Source organism: Streptomyces sp. Ru62 (assembly GCF_002920615.1).
Taxonomy (GTDB): domain Bacteria; phylum Actinomycetota; class Actinomycetes; order Streptomycetales; family Streptomycetaceae; genus Streptomyces.
Map to the genome: position 1 here is coordinate 135,199 of NZ_PQSU01000010.1, position 17,817 is coordinate 153,015.

At 73.2% G+C, this 17,817-nt stretch carries 17 protein-coding genes and 1 tRNA gene; 10 read left to right on the top strand and 8 right to left on the bottom strand.

Annotated elements, in window-relative coordinates:
- Positions 1–4: 4 nt before the first annotated feature.
- Both C3492_RS15575 and C3492_RS15580 read right to left on the bottom strand, forming a co-directional pair.
- Positions 5–1,402, bottom strand: coding sequence for a GntP family permease (locus C3492_RS15575; RefSeq protein WP_103812359.1), 1,398 nt, complete (start codon positions 1,400–1,402; stop codon positions 5–7).
- A 39-nt stretch (positions 1,403–1,441) separates the two neighbouring features.
- A complete protein-coding gene (locus C3492_RS15580) occupies positions 1,442–1,969 on the bottom strand; it encodes a gluconokinase (protein ID WP_103812360.1) in 528 nt (175 codons plus the stop codon).
- 139 nt (positions 1,970–2,108) lie between these two features.
- Between C3492_RS15580 and C3492_RS15585 the strand changes: the two genes are divergently transcribed.
- Positions 2,109–2,810 (top strand): FadR/GntR family transcriptional regulator, encoded by a 702-nt coding sequence (locus C3492_RS15585; RefSeq protein ID WP_103812361.1) that lies wholly within the window; start codon positions 2,109–2,111, stop codon positions 2,808–2,810.
- On the opposite strand, the gene C3492_RS15590 is transcribed toward C3492_RS15585, so the two are convergent.
- A complete protein-coding gene (locus tag C3492_RS15590; RefSeq protein WP_103812362.1) occupies positions 2,807–3,193 on the bottom strand; it encodes a YchJ family protein in 387 nt (128 codons plus the stop codon). The genes C3492_RS15585 and C3492_RS15590 overlap by 4 nt on opposite strands.
- Positions 3,194–3,369: 176 nt before the next feature.
- Between C3492_RS15590 and C3492_RS15595 the strand changes: the two genes are divergently transcribed.
- From C3492_RS15595 to C3492_RS15605, 3 genes are read left to right on the top strand one after another with little or no spacing between them, the layout of a single operon-like run.
- Complete coding sequence (locus C3492_RS15595) at positions 3,370–3,678, top strand: dsRBD fold-containing protein (protein ID WP_103812363.1); 309 nt, start codon at positions 3,370–3,372, stop codon at positions 3,676–3,678.
- 11 nt (positions 3,679–3,689) lie between these two features.
- Positions 3,690–4,994, top strand: a complete 1,305-nt coding sequence (locus C3492_RS15600) for a phosphoribosyltransferase family protein (protein ID WP_103812468.1) — start codon at positions 3,690–3,692, stop codon at positions 4,992–4,994.
- A 10-nt stretch (positions 4,995–5,004) separates the two neighbouring features.
- Entirely contained in the window at positions 5,005–6,123 is a 1,119-nt protein-coding gene (locus C3492_RS15605) for a CapA family protein (protein ID WP_103812364.1), read from the top strand.
- A 10-nt stretch (positions 6,124–6,133) separates the two neighbouring features.
- On the opposite strand, the gene polX is transcribed toward C3492_RS15605, so the two are convergent.
- The gene (polX, locus tag C3492_RS15610) at positions 6,134–7,861 is read right to left on the bottom strand and encodes a DNA polymerase/3'-5' exonuclease PolX (RefSeq protein WP_103812365.1); all 1,728 of its coding nucleotides are present in this window, start codon (positions 7,859–7,861) and stop codon (positions 6,134–6,136) included.
- 62 nt (positions 7,862–7,923) lie between these two features.
- Positions 7,924–8,011, bottom strand: a tRNA-Leu gene (locus tag C3492_RS15615).
- Positions 8,012–8,223: 212 nt separating this feature from the next.
- Here C3492_RS15615 and C3492_RS15620 point away from each other — a divergent pair.
- From C3492_RS15620 to C3492_RS46650, 3 genes are all read left to right on the top strand, one after another.
- Complete coding sequence (locus C3492_RS15620; RefSeq protein WP_103812366.1) at positions 8,224–9,549, top strand: M20/M25/M40 family metallo-hydrolase; 1,326 nt, start codon at positions 8,224–8,226, stop codon at positions 9,547–9,549.
- A gap of 187 nt (positions 9,550–9,736) precedes the next feature.
- Positions 9,737–9,970, top strand: coding sequence for a chaplin ChpH (gene chpH, locus C3492_RS15625; RefSeq protein WP_014671723.1), 234 nt, complete (start codon positions 9,737–9,739; stop codon positions 9,968–9,970).
- A gap of 117 nt (positions 9,971–10,087) precedes the next feature.
- Positions 10,088–10,936 (top strand): chaplin family protein, encoded by an 849-nt coding sequence (locus C3492_RS46650; RefSeq protein WP_103812367.1) that lies wholly within the window; start codon positions 10,088–10,090, stop codon positions 10,934–10,936.
- Between the two features lie 76 nt (positions 10,937–11,012).
- Here the strand turns inward: C3492_RS46650 and C3492_RS15635 are convergent, their stop codons facing one another.
- Positions 11,013–11,201: a DUF5703 family protein gene (locus C3492_RS15635; RefSeq protein ID WP_014671721.1), complete on the bottom strand. Its 189-nt coding sequence runs from the start codon at positions 11,199–11,201 to the stop codon at positions 11,013–11,015.
- 47 nt (positions 11,202–11,248) lie between these two features.
- On the opposite strand from C3492_RS15635, the gene C3492_RS15640 reads away from it, so the two are divergent.
- The gene (locus C3492_RS15640; RefSeq protein ID WP_103812368.1) at positions 11,249–11,959 is read left to right on the top strand and encodes a hypothetical protein; all 711 of its coding nucleotides are present in this window, start codon (positions 11,249–11,251) and stop codon (positions 11,957–11,959) included.
- 159 nt (positions 11,960–12,118) lie between these two features.
- Here the strand turns inward: C3492_RS15640 and C3492_RS15645 are convergent, their stop codons facing one another.
- Together C3492_RS15645 and C3492_RS15650 are read right to left on the bottom strand one after the other, a co-directional pair.
- Positions 12,119–14,344, bottom strand: coding sequence for a helix-hairpin-helix domain-containing protein (locus tag C3492_RS15645; RefSeq protein ID WP_103812369.1), 2,226 nt, complete (start codon positions 14,342–14,344; stop codon positions 12,119–12,121).
- Positions 14,341–15,324: an aldo/keto reductase gene (locus tag C3492_RS15650; protein WP_103812370.1), complete on the bottom strand. Its 984-nt coding sequence runs from the start codon at positions 15,322–15,324 to the stop codon at positions 14,341–14,343. Before C3492_RS15650 ends, C3492_RS15645 begins: the two co-directional genes overlap by 4 nt.
- 289 nt (positions 15,325–15,613) lie before the next feature.
- On the opposite strand from C3492_RS15650, the gene C3492_RS15655 reads away from it, so the two are divergent.
- Together C3492_RS15655 and C3492_RS15660 are read left to right on the top strand one after the other, a co-directional pair.
- The gene (locus C3492_RS15655; protein WP_103812371.1) at positions 15,614–16,669 is read left to right on the top strand and encodes an LLM class F420-dependent oxidoreductase; all 1,056 of its coding nucleotides are present in this window, start codon (positions 15,614–15,616) and stop codon (positions 16,667–16,669) included.
- A gap of 358 nt (positions 16,670–17,027) precedes the next feature.
- Positions 17,028–17,816, top strand: coding sequence for a hypothetical protein (locus C3492_RS15660; RefSeq protein WP_103812372.1), 789 nt, complete (start codon positions 17,028–17,030; stop codon positions 17,814–17,816).
- The last annotated feature ends 1 nt before the right edge of the window (position 17,817 follow it).

Consider the following 17,817-nt stretch of genomic DNA (forward strand, 5'->3'; position numbering starts at 1 on the left):
ACCCCTAGATGATCAGGGAGAGGAGCAGGACCAGGCCGCCGGCGACCACCGAGATGATCGTCTCCATCACCGACCAGGTCTTCACGGTCTGCCCGACGCTCAGCCCGAAGTACTCCTTCACCAGCCAGAAACCGGCGTCGTTGACATGGCTGAAGAACAGCGAGCCCGCGCCGATGGCCAGGACGAGCAGGGCCGTGTGCGTGGTCGACATGTCGGCCGCGAGCGGCGCGACCAGGCCGGCCGCCGAGACCGTCGCCACCGTCGCCGAGCCGGTCGCCAGCCGGATCGCCACCGCGATCAGCCAGGCCAGCAGCAGCGCCGGGATCGACCAGTCCTTGGAGACGTCCAGGATCATCTGGCCGACGCCCGAGTCGATCAGCGTCTGCTTGAAGCCGCCGCCCGCGCCCACGATCAGCAGGATGCCGGCGATGGGCATGAGGCCCTTCTCGACGGTCTGCTGGAGCCGGTCCTTGGTGAACCCGGCGGGCCGGCCCAGCGTGAAGAAGCCGACGATCACGGCGGCGAGCAGCGCGATCAGCGGGGAGCCGACGACGTCGAAGACGCGCTGGGTCGTGTTCGCGGGGTCGTCGATGACGATGTCCACCAGCGCCTTGGCCAGCATCAGCACCACCGGCAGCAGCACGGTGGCCAGCGTCGCGCCGAAGCCCGGACGGCGCTCAAGCTCCTCCGAGGCGCGCTGCGGCAGCATCCGGTCGGGTGCCGGCACGTCCACCCAGCGGGCCGCGACCTTGGAGAACAGCGGACCGGCGATGATCACCGTCGGGATGGCGACCAGGATGCCGAGCGCCAGGGTCACGCCCAGGTTGGCCTTGACCGCGTCGATGGCGACCAGCGGGCCGGGGTGCGGCGGGATCAGGCCGTGCATCACGGACAGGCCGGCGAGCGCCGGGATACCGATGCGCATCAGGGAGTAGTTGCCGCGCTTGGCGACCATCAGCACGACCGGGATCAGCAGCACGATGCCGACCTCGAAGAACAGCGGCAGACCGATCACGGAGGCGATCAGCACCATCGCCCAGGGCATGGCGCGCCCGCCGGCCTTGGCGAGGATCGTGTCCACGATCTCGTCGGCACCACCGGAGTCGGCGAGCAGCTTGCCCAGGATCGCCCCGAGCGCGATCAGGACGCCGACGCCGGCCACGGTGGAGCCGAGCCCGGTGGTGAAGCTGGTGATGGCCTTGTCGAGCGGTGCCCCGGCGACCGCCCCGAGCGCCAGTGACCCGATGGTCAGCGCCAGGAAGGCATGGAGCTTGAACTTGGTGATGAGCAGGACGATCACCGCGATGCCCACCAGGACGGCTATGCCCAGCTGGGCGTGTCCGGCGGAGGTGATCGGCGGAGGCGCGTCCGCTGCCAGCATCTCGACGCTGAGTCTGGTCACGGGGGTTCCCTTGCGGTTACGGGGGTGTTCTGACGGGCGCTACTGAGCGGTGCCCGCGGTGTCGGGAAGCAGGTCGAGTGCCTGTACGGCGCGCTCGGTGATCTCCTGGGGGCTGCCGCTGACGTCCACGGCGACTCCCGCCTCGTCCGGCTCCAGGGGCTGGAGCGTCGCGAACTGGGAGTCCAGCAGCGCGGTGGGCATGAAGTGCCCCTGACGCTGCGACATCCGTTCCTCGATCAGCCGCCGGTCGCCCGTGAGGTGCAGGAACACGATCCCGGGGGCCACGGCCCGGAGCCGGTCGCGGTACGACCGCTTCAGCGCCGAGCTGCTGACCACCCCGCCCAGTCCGGCCCGGCCGTGCGCCCAGTGCCCGATGGCCTCAAGCCACGGCCACCGGTCGGCGTCGTCGAGCGGGATCCCGGCCGACATCTTGTCGATGTTGGCCTGGGGGTGGAAGTCGTCGCCCTCGGCGTACGGGACGCCCAGCCGCGCGGCGAGCAAGGGACCGATCGTGGTCTTGCCCGTCCCCGCGACGCCCATCACGACGACGACCTGGGGGGTTCGCATCACTGCCTCGCTGTCTTCCTCGACATCGACGCCACTGCGGCGTCGCCACACTGAAACCCATTAGGTACGACGAATTCAAGAGCCTGTGACATATAAGTCTGACTTTTTGTCGCAGTGATCCACGCCGTACGCTGAGTGCATGACCACACCGGGCCGGGGGCTGCACGGCCGCGTACTGGACACCCTCGGCCCCGCGATCACCGCGGGCGAGTACCCGCCGGGCAGTGTTCTGCGCACCGACGAGCTGGCACAGCACTTCGAGGTGTCGCGCTCCGTGATGCGCGAGGCCGTCCGCGTGCTCGAATCCATGCACCTGGTCGAGTCCCGCCGCCGGGTGGGCGTCACGGTCCGCCCCAAGGCCGAGTGGAACGTCTACGACCCGCAGGTCATCCGCTGGCGCCTGGCCGGCGCCGACCGCCCGCACCAACTGCGCTCCCTCACCGTGCTGCGCTCCGCGATCGAACCCGTCGCGGCCGGCCTCGCCGCGCAGCACGCCACCGCCGAGCAGTGCGCCGAGCTCACCGAGTGCGCGCTCGGCATGGTGGCCAACTCACGCGGCCACAAGCTGGAGAAGTACCTGGTCCACGACATCGCCTTCCACCGGGTCGTCCTCACCGCCTCGGGCAACGAGATGTTCGCCCGCCTCGGCGACGTCGTCGCGGAGGTGCTGGCCGGCCGCACCCACCACGAGGTCATGTTCGAGGACCCCGACCCGGCGGCCGTCACCCTGCACGTCCAGGTGGCCGAGGCGGTCCGCGCCCGCGACGCGCACCGCGCGGAGGAACTGACCCGGCAGATCACCGTGGGCGCCCTCCAGGAACTGGACATCCTGGCGCCCTAGCCGGGCTGTTCGCCCAGGAACTCCCCGTCCACGTACACCCACGCCCCGTCCACCCGCTCGAACCGGCTCCGCTCGTACAGCGAGCCGCCCCGGTAGGAGGCGCGGAACGTCACCGTGCCGGTGCTGTGGAAGGCGGATCCGTCGGCGGTGTCCAGGATCTCCAGCCCCGTCCACCGCATCCGCGGGTCGAGGTCCAGCCGCGCGGGCCGGGTCCGCGGATGCCACGTGCGCAGCAGATACCCCGCGTCCCCCTTGACGAACGCGCTGTACCGCGAGCGCATCAGCGACTCGGCCGTCGGCGCGGTCGCCGGGCCCGCGTGGAAGCGGCCGCAGCAGGCGTCGTAGGACCGGGGGAGCCCGCAGGGGCAGGTGCGCGAGGTCATGGCCCCCATTCTGCCCGCGGCAGGGGAGGCGTCCGCCGCGGGTCGGGTGCACAGTGGAAGTGCCGGACTTGAGCGCCCCTCAGGGGGCGCGGGGAACTGCGCGACCAGCCACGACGGACCGGCGGACGGCCGGCGGCCCGTCGGCGGCACGATCCGCGGAGCGAGGTGGCGGAACGATGACCGGACCCCTGAACAGCCGTCCCGCCGTCAAGGAATGGCGGCTGAACCTGTATCTGTCGGAGCATGATCCCGACACCACGGCCCGGATCATCCTCGACACCGGCGACAACGTCATCGAGAGCCATGCGGAGGCCCGCCGCAACCCCTACGACCGGGCGATGCCGGAGATCGGCGACGAACTCGCCGCCGGGCGCGCGCTCATCGCCATGGGCCGCATGCTGCTGCGCGCCGCCGACGGCGACATGAAGGCGACCGGGGCCGCCGACACGGACGCCCCGGCGCCGCTGTGGCAGCCACGGGAGTGAAGGAGCTCACCGTGCACTTCACGAACCGCCTCGAAGCGGGACGCAGACTGGGCGAACGCCTGGAGTACCTCAGGGGCCAGGACGTCGTGGTGCTCGGGCTCCCACGGGGCGGGGTGCCGGTCGCCGCCGAGGTCGCCGAGGCGCTCGACGCGCCCCTGGACGTCTGCCTGGTGCGGAAACTGGGCGTGCCGTACCAGCCCGAACTCGGCATGGGCGCGATCGGCGAGGACGGCGTACGCGTGATCAACCAGGAGGTGCTGCGCGGCACCGGGGTCTCCACCGACGACCTCGCCCGGGTCGAGGAACGCGAGCGCCGGGTGCTGGAGCAACGGGCCGCGCGCTACCGGGGCGCCGCACCCCCCGTCTCGGTCGCCGGGCGGACCGCCGTCGTGGTGGACGACGGCGTGGCCACCGGCTCCACCGCGCGTGCCGCCTGCCGGATCGCCCGCGCCCGGGACGCCGCACGCATCGTGCTGGCCGTCCCCGTGGCCCCCCGGGACTTCGCCCGGCGCCTCGGCGGGGACGCCGACGAACTCGTCTGCCTGGACACCCCGTGGCACTTCGCCGCGGTCGGCCAGTTCTACGCCGACTTCGCCCAGGTCGACGACGAGGAGGTCACCGCCTGTCTGCGCCGGGCCGCGAGCCGGCACCGGCACACCGCGGGCGCCGGCTCCACCGACCGGGAGGTGACGGTGACCGCCGGCGGCGCCCGGCTGGGCGGACGGCTCACGGTGCCCGAGGACGCCACCGGCGTCGTGGCCTTCGCGCACGGCAGCGGCAGCAGCCGGCACAGCCCGCGCAACCGGTTCGTGGCCGAGGGCCTGCACCGGGCCGGCCTCGGCACCCTGCTGTTCGACCTGCTCACCGACGCGGAGGAGGCCGACCGGGGCAACGTGTTCGACATCGCCCTGCTGGCCGGACGGCTGCTGGACGCCGCCCGCTGGCTGCGCGAGGAACCCGGCACCGAAGGGCTCGCCATCGGCTTCTTCGGCGCCAGCACCGGCGCGGCCGCCGCCCTGTGGGCCGCCGCCGACCCCGGCGCCCGCCCCGCCGCCGTCGTCTCCCGCGGCGGCCGGCCCGATCTCGCCGGACCCCGGCTGGCCGCCGTGACGGCACCCACCCTGCTCGTCGTCGGCGGCGCCGACCCGCAGGTCCTCGCGCTCAACCGGGACGCACAGGCACGACTGCGGTGCGAGAACCGGCTGGAGGTGGTCCCCGGCGCCACCCACCTCTTCGAGGAGCCCGGCACGCTGGAACGGGTGACCGAGCTGGCACGTGACTGGTTCACGGACCACATGGCACCCGCGCACGTGTAGGCCCCGCGCCATGGGCGACAAGGACGTCACCCTGTTCCTCGCCGGTGACGTCATGCTCGGCCGGGGCGTCGACCAGATCCTCCCGCACCCCGGCGACGCGGCCCTGCGCGAGGACTGCGTCCGCGACGCCCGCGACTACGTGGCCCTGGCGGAGACCGCGAACGGACCGGTACCCCGGCCCGTGGACCCCGCCTGGCCCTGGGGCGAGGCACTGCCCGTCCTGGAGCGTGCCGCCCCGGACGTACGGGTCGTCAACCTGGAGACCGCCGTCACCCGGGACGGTGACTTCGCGCCCGGCAAAGGCGTCCACTACCGGATGCACCCGGACAACCTGCCCTGCCTCGCCGCCGTCCGCCCCGACGTCTGCGTCCTCGCCAACAACCACGTACTCGACTTCGGTCCGCCCGGCCTCGCGGACACCCTCGACTCCCTCGCCGCCGCCGGCCTGCGCACCGCCGGGGCGGGCCGGGACGCGGACGCGGCCTGGCGCCCGGCGACCGTCCCGCTGCGCCAGGGCGGACGCGTCCTGGTCTTCGCCTTCGGCATGCCGTCCAGCGGCATCCCGCACAGCTGGGCCGCCACCGCCGAACGCCCCGGCGTGGCCCTCGTCACCGCGCCGACCACCGCCGCCGCGAAGGACATCGCCGACCGCCTGCGGCGCACCGGGCGGCGGCCCGGCGACCTCGTCGTCGCGTCCGTCCACTGGGGCCCCAACTGGGGCTACACCGCCTCCCGCGACGAGATCCGCTTCGCCCACGCGCTGATCGACGCGGGCATCGACGTCGTCCACGGGCACTCCGCCCACCACCCGCGCCCACCGGAGGTCTACCGGGACCGGCTCGTCCTGTACGGCTGCGGCGACCTCGTCGACGACTACGAGGGCATCGGCGGCTACGAGCGCTACCGCGACGACCTGCGGCTGCTGTACCTGGCGTCGGCCGAGCCCGGCACCGGCCGGCTGACCGGTCTGCGGATGGTGCCCTTCCAGTCGCGCCGGCTGCGCCTGGAGCCCGCCTCCGCCGAGGACACCGCCTGGCTGCGCACGGTCCTCGACGGCTACGCCCGCCCCCTCGGCACCCGCGTCGAGCACGGCGACGGCGGCACGCTCACGGTACGGGCCCTGCGGTGACCCCGGACGCTCAGGCGCGCCCGCCCTTGCGCAGGAACCTCCGCAGCCGGGTCAGCGACCAGGTGTTGATCACGTCCTCCCCGGTGAGCCAGCCACGCTGCGCGGTGGCCACGCCGTAGCGCAGCTGCGCGAGGTGCGGGACGGAGTGCGCGTCGGTGTTCACGGCGAACTTCACCCCGTGCTCCCGGGCCCGCAGGATGTCCTCGTCCCGCAGGTCCAGCCGGTCCGGCTGGGCGTTGACCTCCAGCGCGGTGCCGGTGCGCGCGCAGGCCGCGAACACCTCGTCCCAGTCGGCGTCGACCCCCGGCCGTTTGCCGATCAGCCGGGTCGTGGGATGCCCGATGATGTTGACGTACGGATGCTCGCAGGCCCGCACCAGCCGCCGCGTCATCGCCGCCCGGCCCAGGTCGAAGTGGGAGTGCAGCGAGGCCACGCACAGATCGAAACCGGCCAGGAACTCCTCCGGCCAGTCCACCTCCCCGTCCGGACCGATGTTCAGCTCGGTGCCGTGCAGCAGCCGCATCCGGTGCCGGGTGCCGTCCAGCTCCCGCAGCCGCTCCCGCTGGGCGAGGATCTTCTCGTCCGTCATGCGCTGCATATACAGGTTGGGCGCGTGGTCGGTGACCGCGTAGTACGCGTGACCGCGCCCGGCGGCGGCCTCCACCATCGCCTCCAGCGAGGCCAGGCCGTCCGTGAGATCGGTGTGCGTGTGCAGGTCGCCGCGGATGTCCCGCTCGGTCACCACCGCGGGCAGCCCGTCGCCCAGCGCCGCCTCGATCTCCCCGCGGTCCTCGCGCAGCGTCGGCGGGATCCACGGCAGGCCGAGCCGCGCGTACACCTCCTCCTCGGTGCGGGACGCCACCGACTCCCCGCTCCCGGTGTCGAACACGCCGTACTCGGAGAGCTTCAGCCCCTGGTGCACGGCGATGGTCCGGGTACGGATGTTGTGTGCCTTGGACCCGGTGAAGTACTGCAACGCGGCGCCCCACGACTCCGGCGGCACCACCCGCAGATCCAGCTGGAGCCCCTTGCCGGTGCGCACCGACGTCTTCTTCGTGCCCCGCGCGATCACCTCCGCGGTGACCGGCAGCTCGCACAGCGCGTCCATGAACGGTGCCGACCGCCGCGCCGAGACCAGCACGTCCAGATCGCCGACGGTCTCCCGCATCCGGCGCAGCGAACCGGCGTACGCGCAGCGCTCGCAGCCCGTCACGGCGGACAGCTCGGCGACGATCTCCTCGGCGGTGTCCAGCGCCAGCGACAGCGGCACCCGCGCGCCCGCCCGCTGGAGCAGCTCGATCCCGTGCCGGATGTTCTCCTGCGTCTTCTCGCCGAAGCCCTTCAGATCGGCCAGCGCGTCCGCCTCGATGGCCGCTGCCAGCTCGCTCACCGAGGAGATGTGCAGGTCCTCGTAGAGCCGCAGCGCCTTCTTCGGCCCGAGGGTCGGGATCGTGATCAGCTCCCGCACCCCCGCCGGGATCTTCGCCCGGCGCTCCTCCACCACGGCCATCGTGCCCGTGCGCAGGTACTCGACCACCTTCTCGGCGATCGACCGGCCCACGCTCGGGATCTCCCGCAGCCCGTCCGCGTCCAGCGTCGAGACGTCCACCGGATACCCGCCGATCGCCCGCGCCGCCTTCTCGTAGGCACGCGCCTTGAACGCGTCGCCTCCGGTGATCGCGATGAGATCGGCGTACTCCTGGAGGAGTGCCTCGACCTCGTCGTTGCGACGGGCCACCCCTCAAGTCTAGGAAGCGGCGCCGGGGCACGCGAAAGGCCCCTGCTGAGCAGGGGCCTCACTGGTGTCCGAGGGGGGACTTGAACCCCCACGCCCGATAAAGGGCACTAGCACCTCAAGCTAGCGCGTCTGCCATTCCGCCACCCGGACAAGGTGTCTGTCGTGCGAGGTTCCCCCGGCGGGGTTTCCCTCGCGGCGACGAAGGAAACATTACCAGGCTTTCGAGGGTGCCTGATCACCCCCGGTCCCGGGGCCGCTCGCGCGTGAACGGCGTGTGACGGGCCGGGACCGGTCTTGGGCCCGGGGCGGCACCGGAGAGAGGATGACAGGGACCACCAGCAGTGACAGTGGGAGGAAGCAGCGTGAGCGAGACGGACACGGCCAGGACCGTCACCGGCGAGGACGAGGTCGTGGACCTCTGCCGCGAGCTGATCCGGTTCGACACCAGCAACTACGGCGACCACTCCGGCCCCGGCGAGCGCAAGGCCGCCGAGTGGGTCGCCGAGAAGCTCGCCGAGGTCGGGCTGGAGCCGAAGATCTACGAGTCCCACCCCGGCCGCGCCTCCACGGTGGCCCGCATCGAGGGCGAGGACCCGTCCCGGCCCGCGCTGCTCATCCACGGCCACCTGGACGTCGTACCGGCCAACGCGGTCGACTGGACCCACCACCCGTTCTCCGGCGAGATCGCCGACGGCTGTGTGTGGGGACGCGGGGCCGTCGACATGAAGGACATGGACGCCATGACCCTGGCGGTCGTCCGCGACCGGCTGCGCAGCGGGCGCCGGCCCCCGCGGGACGTCGTCGTCGCCTTCCTCGCCGACGAGGAGGCCGGCGGCACGTACGGCGCCCGCTACCTGGTCGACAACCACCCCGAGCTGTTCGAGGGCGTCACCGAGGCGATCAGCGAGGTCGGCGGCTTCTCCTTCACCGTGAACGAGCAGCGGCGGCTCTACCTGATCCAGACGGCCGAGAAGGGCATGCACTGGATGAAGCTGACCGTGGCCGGGACCGCCGGGCACGGCTCGATGATCCACCGCGACAACGCCATCACCGAGCTGTCCGAGGCCGTCGCCCGGGTCGGCCGGCACACGTTCCCGGTCCGGGTCACCAAGACCACCCGGGCCTTCCTCGACGAACTGGGCGACGCGCTCGGCACCGAGCTTGACCCGGAGGACATGGAGTCCACCCTCGCCAAGCTCGGCGGCATCGCCAAGCTCATCGGCGCGACCCTGCGCAACACCGCCAACCCCACCCAGCTGACCGCCGGCTACAAGGTCAACGTCATCCCGGGCGAGGCCACCGCGCACATCGACGGGCGGTTCCTGCCCGGCCACGAGGAGGAGTTCCTCGCCGACCTCGACCGACTGCTCGGCCCGAAGGTCCGCCGCGAGGACGTGCACGCGGACAAGGCCGTCGAGACCACCTTCGACGGCGCCCTGGTCGAGGCCATGCAGGCCGCCCTGCTCGCCGAGGACCCGACCGCCAAGGCGATCCCGTACATGCTCTCCGGCGGCACCGACGCCAAGTCCTTCGACGACCTCGGCATCCGCGGCTTCGGCTTCGCACCGCTGAAGCTGCCGCCGGAGCTGGACTTCGCCGGCATGTTCCACGGCGTGGACGAGCGGGTGCCGGTGGACGGCCTCCAGTTCGGCGTGCGGGTGCTCGACCGCTTCATCGACGCGTCCTGAGTCCCGGCCCCGGCCCCGGGCGCGCACCCGGGGCCGGGGCCGGGCGCGCACCCGGGTAATCGGGCAGCCGTACGAGATCGACTGAGAAGGGTGAATGCGACGATAGGCTCGTAGCTTCATCAGTCCCTCCTCGTTACATCCGATGTGACCCCGCGCCTTGGGGTCGCATTGCCAACTAGGAGGAAGAATGATCAAGAAGGTCGTCGCTGCTGCGGCTGCCACCGGTGGGCTGGTTCTCGCGGGCGCGGGCCTGGCCGTCGCCGACTCCGGTGCCCAGGGTGCCGCCGTGCACTCCCCGGGCGTCGTCTCCGGCAACGTCATCCAGGTGCCCGTGCACGTCCCGGTGAACGTGTGCGGCAACACGATCAACGTGATCGGGCTCCTGAACCCCGCCTTCGGCAACGCCTGCGTCAACAAGTGACGCCGGCTCCCTGAGGGGCGTCTTTTACGAGCCGTCGGCCTCGGAGCGCGCGCCATGCGCTCCGGGGCCGACCGGTCTTCACGGATCGAAGACAGGGAAGGCAGGGGGGATCTCAGCATGCGACAGGGCACGCGCAAGAGCCTGATGACCATGGCCGCCGCGACCGGTGTCATCGCCGCCGCGGGCGGCTACGCACACGCCGACTCGGGCGCGGCGGGCTCCGCCGGGGGCTCACCCGGCGTACTGTCCGGCAACACGGTGCAGGCGCCCGTGCACGCGCCGGTGAACATCTGCGGCAACACCGTGAACGTCGTCGGGCTCCTGAACCCGTCGGCGGGCAACAAGTGCGCCAACCACGGCGGCGCACCGGGGGGTCACCACAGCGGCTCCGGCGGCTCGCACGCGGGCGGCCACACCGGCGGATCGCCGGGTGTCGGCTCCGGCAACACCGTGCAGGTGCCGATCGACGTCCCGGTGAACGTGTGCGGCAACAGCGTCGACGTCATCGGGGTGGGGAACGCCGCGGTGGGGAACGACTGCGCCAATGAAGGCGGGTACGGCAATCCGCCCGGGAAACCGGGGCACCCCGGTCACCCCGGTCACCCGGGGCACCCCGGTCACCCGGGGGAGCCCGGGCATCCGGGGAAGCCGGGAGAGCCTGGCCAGCCAGGGAAGCCGGGAGAGCCTGGGCAGCCGGGTCATCCCGGGGAGCCCGGTAAGCCGGGTAAGCCCGGCAGTCCGGGCCACCCCGGCACCGGCACCGGCTCCCAGACCGGCAACGGCGGTTCCGGGACGCACGGTACGTCCCAGGTCGAGGCCCAGGTGGGCCGATCCGGCCAGCCCCTGGGCACGGCCCAGCTCGCCCACACGGGCAGCGAGGTGCCGCTCGGCGTCGCCCTCCCGGCCGGCGCGGGCGCGCTGCTCGCGGGCGCGGTGCTCTACCGCAAGGCGCGCGCCAGGGCCTGACCCGGAACGGAGCGGGCCCCGCCATGCCGGCGGGGCCCGCTCCGTTCAGCTGTCCACACTCACCCTGTGATCACGGTCACCATGTCGCGCGCACCTGGCGGATGATCCGTCGGCGCAACCGCACCCTGCGGCTGCCGTCGCGCAACAGGCTCAGTCGGTCCAACTCCCAGTGTCCGTACTCGGCATGGTCCGTCAGCAGACGTGTGGCCTCCTTGCGGGAGACCCCGCGAGGTACGTACACGTCGACAAATTCGTATTCCGGCATCGCATCTATTGTGCGGGCTGGTGCCCGGTACGGATAGCGTCTGCACTATGTCTGATGCTGCGCAGCCCACCGCTGCCGAGGTACGCGCCGCCGCCGAGGCCGTCAAGACCGCGCTCGACCGTCATCTCGCCGCGGTCGAACGCAGGTCGGGGGAGGACGACCCGGCCGTGTCCGAGGCGTTCAACCAGCTGGCCGCTGCCGCCGAGGCGTACGACGAACTGCTCTACGACCGCTACGACGAGGTCACCCCCTTCGAGATCCCCAGCGCCGAGGAAGCGCTGCCGCCGTACGCGGGCCCGGAGGAACCGAACGCGATCAGTGTGCTGATCCGCCGCGACTACACCGTGGCGGAACCCCAGCGGCTGCTGGCCCAGGCCCAGCGGGTCGAGGCGGCGGAGTACGACGACGTCGTGGACGAAGACGATGCCGCCGGGACGGTCCCGGGGGCGCTGGGCATCCTCTTTGGCGAGTTCGAACCGGACGAGATCGCCTCCCGGCACAAGGAGTTCGGCCTGGAGGAGGGCGACTCCACGCTCTGGGTCACCGCGGCCGAGGAGGCGCCCGAGGCCGGGGAGTGGCTGGAGGCGCCGTTCGAACACATCGATCCGCAGCAGGTGGTGTGCCGGTTCGATGTGAGCGCGGTGTTCGACGACGAGGTCTCCGACGACGAGGACGACATCGACTTCGTCGATGAGGACGAGGACGAGGAAGAAGAGGACGGGGACGGGGAGCTGGAGCCGATCAAGGTCGAGAAGTGACAGGGCGGACGTGACCGGGGCGGCGGTGCCGTGGGCCTGGGGCCGGTACGGCACCGCCGGACTCCGCCGCCGTGACTGATCGCCGGTCGCGGCGGAGGACGACGTGCGGAGGAAGGTCCGCTGCGGAAGGCCAGCCGCGGAAGGCGCGCGGGCGAAGCCTCAGGTCGCCGGGAGCTGCGTGCGCAGCAGCGTCTGCAGGCGGGTCGTGCGTGGCTTGGCCGGGACCTCCGCCACCGCCTTCGGCAGGGCCTGTTCCACGCCGTGCACGACGGACAGATGCCGTTCCGCCCGGCCGAACGCCGTGTACACCCAGGGGCGGCTGAGGGCCTGCGCGGCATCGCCGGGCAGGACGACGACGGCCGCCGGCCAGCGGGTGCCCACCGCCTGGTGCGCGGTCAGCGCCCAGCCGTGCCGGACGCCGCCCTCCACCCGCTCGCGCGGTACGACAACGGGGGCGCCGGCGCACGACAGGTGCAGCCCGTCGGCGTCGGCCTTCACCACCACACCCGGCACCGTGCGCCCCGGAGCGGGGGAGTAGGCGATCCGGTCGCCGGGGTCGAAGCCGCCGAACCGGCCGGGGCCGGGGTTGAGACGCTCCTTCAGGGCGGCGTTGAGGGCGCGGGTGCCCGCGGCGCCGCCGTGGCCCGGGGTGATCACCACGGTATGGTCGGCCGGGACGCCGATCGCCCGTGGCACCGAGTCCGCGACCAACTGCGCCGTCCGGTGCACGGCCTCGCCCGCGTCGCGCACCGGCACGATGACGATCTCCTTGCCCGGCGCCGCGACCTGGTTCAGCTCTCCGACGCCGATGCCGGAGACCAGCTCGCCGAGCGGGCCGGGGTCGGGGACGCGGGAGGCGATCTGCGGGCAGGCACGGGCCGCGAGCAGGTCGGCGAAGACCCGGCCCGGACCGGCCGACCAGAGCACCCCGGGGTCGCCGGCGAGCAGCAGCCGCGCCCCGTCGGGCAGCGACTCCACCAGCATCGCGGCGCTCTCCACGTCGAGCTGGGGCGCGTCCGGCACGATCAGCAGATCGAGTTCCAGGGCGCCGTCCGCGTCGCGGCCCGGGCCCTCGGCCCCGGACAGCAGCCCCGCGACCGTGCCCACGCCGTGCTCCGCCGGCTCCCCGCCCAGCCGCTCGGCCAGACGCCGGCGCCCGTCCGGGGTGTGGCAGGCGGCGAAGGCCCGCAGGCCCGCCGCACGGGCCGCACCGAGCAACGCGGCCGGTTCGGCGCGGGCCGCCTCCCCGCCGGTGTGCAGCACCAGGCCGTGGCCGGCGACCGCGCGGGCCAGCTCGGCCGCACCGCCGGACAACCCGGCCGCGGTCGCCTCCCAGGCCTGCCCGGCCTCCTTGGCCACGGAGTTGACCAGCCGGGCGAGGCCGTCCGCGAGGCTCTCCTCGGCCAGCGCGTACCGCTCCAGGCCGACGAGGACCCGGACGGGCCGCTCCCGCTCCTCGTCGGTGTCCTCGTCGCTTGTCCGGGGCGCGGCGGCGCCGGGCTCCTCCAGGGCGTCCTGGAACACCAGCGCCTCGCCCTCGGCGAGCGCCACCTGCACCGCCGCGTCCGGGTCCGGGACGCCCTGCTTGCCGAGCGCCGCGGTGAGCGTGGGCAGCTCCAGGGCGGTGTGCCCGGCCACGGCCGCCTGCTCCAGCAGCCAGACGGTCAGCGCGCGGCCCCGCCGCTCGTCGTCCGGGCCGCAGGCCGCGCCGAGCAGCGCCCGGGCGAAACCGTCGGCCTGGTCCGGCCGTACGCCGCCGACCCGGAGGAGCTGCCAGGGGTCCTCCCGGAGGGCGCTGTCGGCGCCCTCACCGAGGGCCGCGGCGACCTGGGGAGCCAGGGTGTCGGGCGCGCCGCCCTCGGCCAGTACGCCGCGCACGGCGTCGACGGTCTGCGGCGCGGGGCCGCTGGGTGCGACGGGGGCGGGGGCCGGCTGGGGCCTGCGCACCGGTTCCGGGGCGGGGCGGCGCGGTGCCGGTGCGGGCTCCGCGAACACCGTGGCCACCGGCTTCTCGCCGCTCTCCACGGCCCGGACCGCCGCGAGCAGGTCGGCCGCCTTGCCGCTGAGCTTGGCGCCGCTGTCGATCGGGCCCCCCTTCTCGGCCTTGCGCCGCTCGATCCGCTCCCGCTCGACCCGCTGCGCGGCCAACTCGGCCTCCGCCTCGGACAACTCGGCGGCGCCACCCTCGGCAGCGGCGGCGCCACCCTCGGCATCGCCGGAGCCGCCGACGGCGTCCGCCCTACCCGAGTCGCCGACGGCACCCGCGTCGCCGGTGTCGGTCGTGCCCTTGGCCGTGACGGCCCCGTCGGTGCCCTGCTCCGTGGTCCCCGGTGTGTCCGGCGTCCCCGGCCCGGCTTCCTCCGTGGTCTCCGGCTCCGTGCTCACAGCGTGCTCCAGTCGTGATCGGGATAGCGGTGCACGGGCGCCGACACATCGTCCAGCGCCCGGCAGATCTCGTCAGGAAGACTAAGGGCCTCCACTGACAACGCCGCCGTGAGCTGCTGTGCGTTGCGCGCGCCGACGATCGGCGCGGCCACCCCGGGCCGGTCCCGCACCCAGGCGAGGGCCACCTGGAGCGGGGTGACCGCGAGCCCGTCGGCGGCCGTCGTCACCGCGTCCACGATGCGGGTCGCCGTGTCGTCCAGATACGGCTCCACGAACGGCGCCAGATGTTCGGAGGCGCCACGCGAGTCCGGGGGAGTGGTGTGCCGGTACTTTCCGGTCAGTACGCCCCGGCCGAGCGGCGAGGAGGGCAGCAGGCCCACCCCGAGGTCGAGCGCGGCGGGCAGCACCTCGCGCTCCACGCCCCGCTGGAGCAGCGAGTACTCCATCTGCGTGCTGGCCAGCCGGGTGCGGGCGCCCGGCGCGGCGAGCTGCCAGGTGGCCGCCTTGGCCAGTTGCCAGCCGCAGAAATTGGACACTCCCGCGTACCGGGCCCGGCCGCTGCCGACCGCCAGGTCGAGGGCGTGGAGCGTCTCCTCCAGCGGGGTGTCGGGGTCGTAAGCGTGGATGTGCCACAGGTCGACGTAGTCGGTGCCCAGGCGGGCCAGGGAGGCGTCGAGCGCGGCGAGCAGATGGCCGCGGGAGCCGTCGAAGCGGCGGTCGGGGTCGGGCACGCTGCCCGCCTTGGTGGAGATGACCAGGTCACGGCGCGGCACCAGCCCGTCCATGAGCCGGCCCAGCAGATACTCCGCCTCCCCGTCGCCGTACACGTCCGCGGTGTCGACCAGGGTGCCGCCGGCCTCCCAGAACGCCTTCAGCATGTCCGCGGCGTCGTGCTCGTCGGTGTCCCGGCCCCAGGTGAGGGTGCCGAGTCCGATCCGGGACACGCGCAGGCCGGTCCGGCCGAGATGCCTCTGCTCCATGCCCGCGAGATTACTGGCCAGAACCGGTGCGGTGGGTTGCCTGTGGACAACCCGTTCGGAGCGCTCCGAACGCCCGGCGACCTGCGTGACCGGCCGCCACCGGTCCGCAGCCGGGGAACCGTCGACGAACCACCGGAGGGACCACCGAGGAACAACCGCAGGGATCACCGAGGTGCCACCGCAGGGACCACCGGCGAACCGCCGGAGCCGGGCACCCTGCCCCCGGCACCCACCCCCGCGCTAAGGTCTGCCGCACAGGGACGTTACTCATGGGTAAGGGGATTCGGCCATGCAGCTCGGGATCAACCTCGGCTACTGGGGTGCCGGAATGGACGGCGACAACCTGGCCGTGGCGCAGGAGGCCGACCGGCTGGGCTACGCGGTGTGCTGGGCCGCCGAGGCCTACGGCTCCGACGCGGCCACCGTGCTCAGCTGGGTCGCCGCGCAGACCGAGCGCATCGACGTCGGCTCGGCCATCTTCCAGATCCCGGCCCGGCAGCCCGCGATGACCGCGATGACCGCGGCCACGCTCGACTCGCTCTCCGGCGGCCGGTTCCGGCTCGGCCTCGGCGTCTCGGGCCCGCAGGTCTCCGAGGGCTGGTACGGCGTCAAGTTCGACAAGCCGCTCGCCCGCACCCGCGAGTACGTGGAGATCGTCCGCAGGGCGATGACCCGGGAGCGGCTGACGTACGAGGGCGAGCACTGGACGCTGCCGCTGCCGGGCGGCCCGGGCAAGCCGATCAAGCTGACCGTGCACCCGCAGCGCGAGCACATCCCGCTCTACATCGCCGCGATCGGCCCGAAGAACCTGGAGCAGACCGGTGAGATCGCCGACGGGGCGCTGCTGATCTTCCCCTCCGCCGAGCACCTGGAGGAGACCACGATCACCCATCTGCGCGCCGGCCGCGAGAAGGCGGGCCTGACGCTCGACGGCTTCGACGTGTGCCCGACCCTGCCGCTCGCGGTCGGCGACGACAAGGACGTGCCCCGGCTCGCGGACACCTTCAGGCCGTACACCGCGCTCTACGTGGGCGGCATGGGCAGCGCCAAGCAGAACTTCTACAACAGGCTCGCGCAGCGCATGGGGTACGAGAAGGAGGCCGCCGAGATCCAGCGGAAGTACCTGTCCGGGGACAAGCAGGGCGCCGCGGCCGCGATCCCGCACGACCTCATCGACAAGACCACGCTGCTGGGTTCGGTCGACCGCATCGCCGACCGGATGAAGGCATACGCCGCCGCCGGGGTCACCACCCTCAGCCTGGCCCCGGCCGGCTTCACGCTGGAGGAGCGGATCGCCTCCCTGCGGGCCGGCAGCGAGGCCCTGGAGCGCGCCGGGCTCGCCTGAGGGACGTCAGCGGCCGTGGTGGGGGCTCGGGGGTCTTCCCCGCCACGGCCGTCACGCAGAACAACGCGCTCGGCACCGCCCGGTTACGACCGCGCCCCGCACTTTCCCGCCTCCAGCGGCACACGCCCCGTACTGTCCCGCCTCCAGCGCCACACGCCCGCCGCCCCCGCCACCCCACCGAGGGCCGGCCGACCCCGCCCCCCGTCCACGCCCCCGGCGCCCCGCCCGGCGGGCGCCGTCCTCCGTTCGGGTCAGTGCGCCCGCACCCCTGTTGCGGCCCCCTCCACGCCGCATTTGACTCGTGTTTCGCGGGATCCGTTCTCGCGGAGTCCGGCGGAGCTGCGGAGAGGGGCCTGCCATGCTGTCGGCCAAGAGCCTGTTCCAGGAGATCCTCGACAACGACGAGTCCTTCCGGCTCTTCTGCTCCATCGCCGCCAGCGGGGAGGCCCAGGGCGGCTGGGAGAACGGGCGGATCGCCGCGCTGGTGCCGGAGGGCGAACGCGCGCTGGCCCCGAAGATCGCCCGGCACGGCGCCGACGAGGACAAGCACGGGCGCATCTTCGCCGCCCTGCTGAAGAAGCGCGGCCTCAGCCCCGTCCCCGTCCCGCCCGAGACCGACTACACGATGCTCCTGGAGCGGTACGGCATCGGCCTCGCCCACGACAAACTGCGCCGGGACGAGCCGCTGACCGTGCGGGACGTCATCGTCTACCTCGCGCACAGCCGGGTCACCGAACAGCGCGCCGCCGAGCAGCTGGGACTGCTCCGGACGCACTTCGCCGACCACCCGGAGATCGGCAGGGCCGTCCGCATGATCTCCGACGACGAGGACAACCACCTCGCCTACACCCACGAGGAACTGCTGCGCCTCGCCGCCGCCGGGCACGGCCGGCTGATCCAGCGCACCCTGCGCGCGTGCGCGCTCACCGAGATCCGCGTCCACCGGGACGTCAGCCTCGCCGTCATGGCCCACATGGGCCGCATCCTGCGCTGGCCGAGGACCAGGTCCGCGCTGCTCGCGGCCGGCATCCACGCCCAGTACGCGTACGAACGCCTCGCGGGCTGGCACCGCATGGTCACCCTCACCATGCCCGAGCGCCGCGACGCCCTCGGCGGACCGGCGGCACCCGCCCCCGAGTTCGCCTGAG

Excerpts from the sequence above, each read along its gene's own strand:
- C3492_RS15660 (WP_103812372.1), top strand. The coding sequence starts at position 17,028 with ATGCTGTCGGCCAAGAGCCTGTTCCAGGAGATCCTCGACAACGACGAG.
- C3492_RS15635 (WP_014671721.1), bottom strand. The coding sequence starts at position 11,201 with ATGCCGGAATACGAATTTGTCGACGTGTACGTACCTCGCGGGGTCTCC.
- C3492_RS15640 (WP_103812368.1), top strand. The coding sequence starts at position 11,249 with ATGTCTGATGCTGCGCAGCCCACCGCTGCCGAGGTACGCGCCGCCGCC.
- C3492_RS15585 (WP_103812361.1), top strand. The coding sequence starts at position 2,109 with ATGACCACACCGGGCCGGGGGCTGCACGGCCGCGTACTGGACACCCTC.
- C3492_RS46650 (WP_103812367.1), top strand. The coding sequence starts at position 10,088 with ATGCGACAGGGCACGCGCAAGAGCCTGATGACCATGGCCGCCGCGACC.
- C3492_RS15655 (WP_103812371.1), top strand. The coding sequence starts at position 15,614 with ATGCAGCTCGGGATCAACCTCGGCTACTGGGGTGCCGGAATGGACGGC.
- C3492_RS15605 (WP_103812364.1), top strand. The coding sequence starts at position 5,005 with ATGGGCGACAAGGACGTCACCCTGTTCCTCGCCGGTGACGTCATGCTC.
- chpH (WP_014671723.1), top strand. The coding sequence starts at position 9,737 with ATGATCAAGAAGGTCGTCGCTGCTGCGGCTGCCACCGGTGGGCTGGTT.
- C3492_RS15580 (WP_103812360.1), bottom strand. The coding sequence starts at position 1,969 with ATGCGAACCCCCCAGGTCGTCGTCGTGATGGGCGTCGCGGGGACGGGC.
- C3492_RS15590 (WP_103812362.1), bottom strand. The coding sequence starts at position 3,193 with ATGACCTCGCGCACCTGCCCCTGCGGGCTCCCCCGGTCCTACGACGCC.
- C3492_RS15650 (WP_103812370.1), bottom strand. The coding sequence starts at position 15,324 with ATGGAGCAGAGGCATCTCGGCCGGACCGGCCTGCGCGTGTCCCGGATC.
- C3492_RS15595 (WP_103812363.1), top strand. The coding sequence starts at position 3,370 with ATGACCGGACCCCTGAACAGCCGTCCCGCCGTCAAGGAATGGCGGCTG.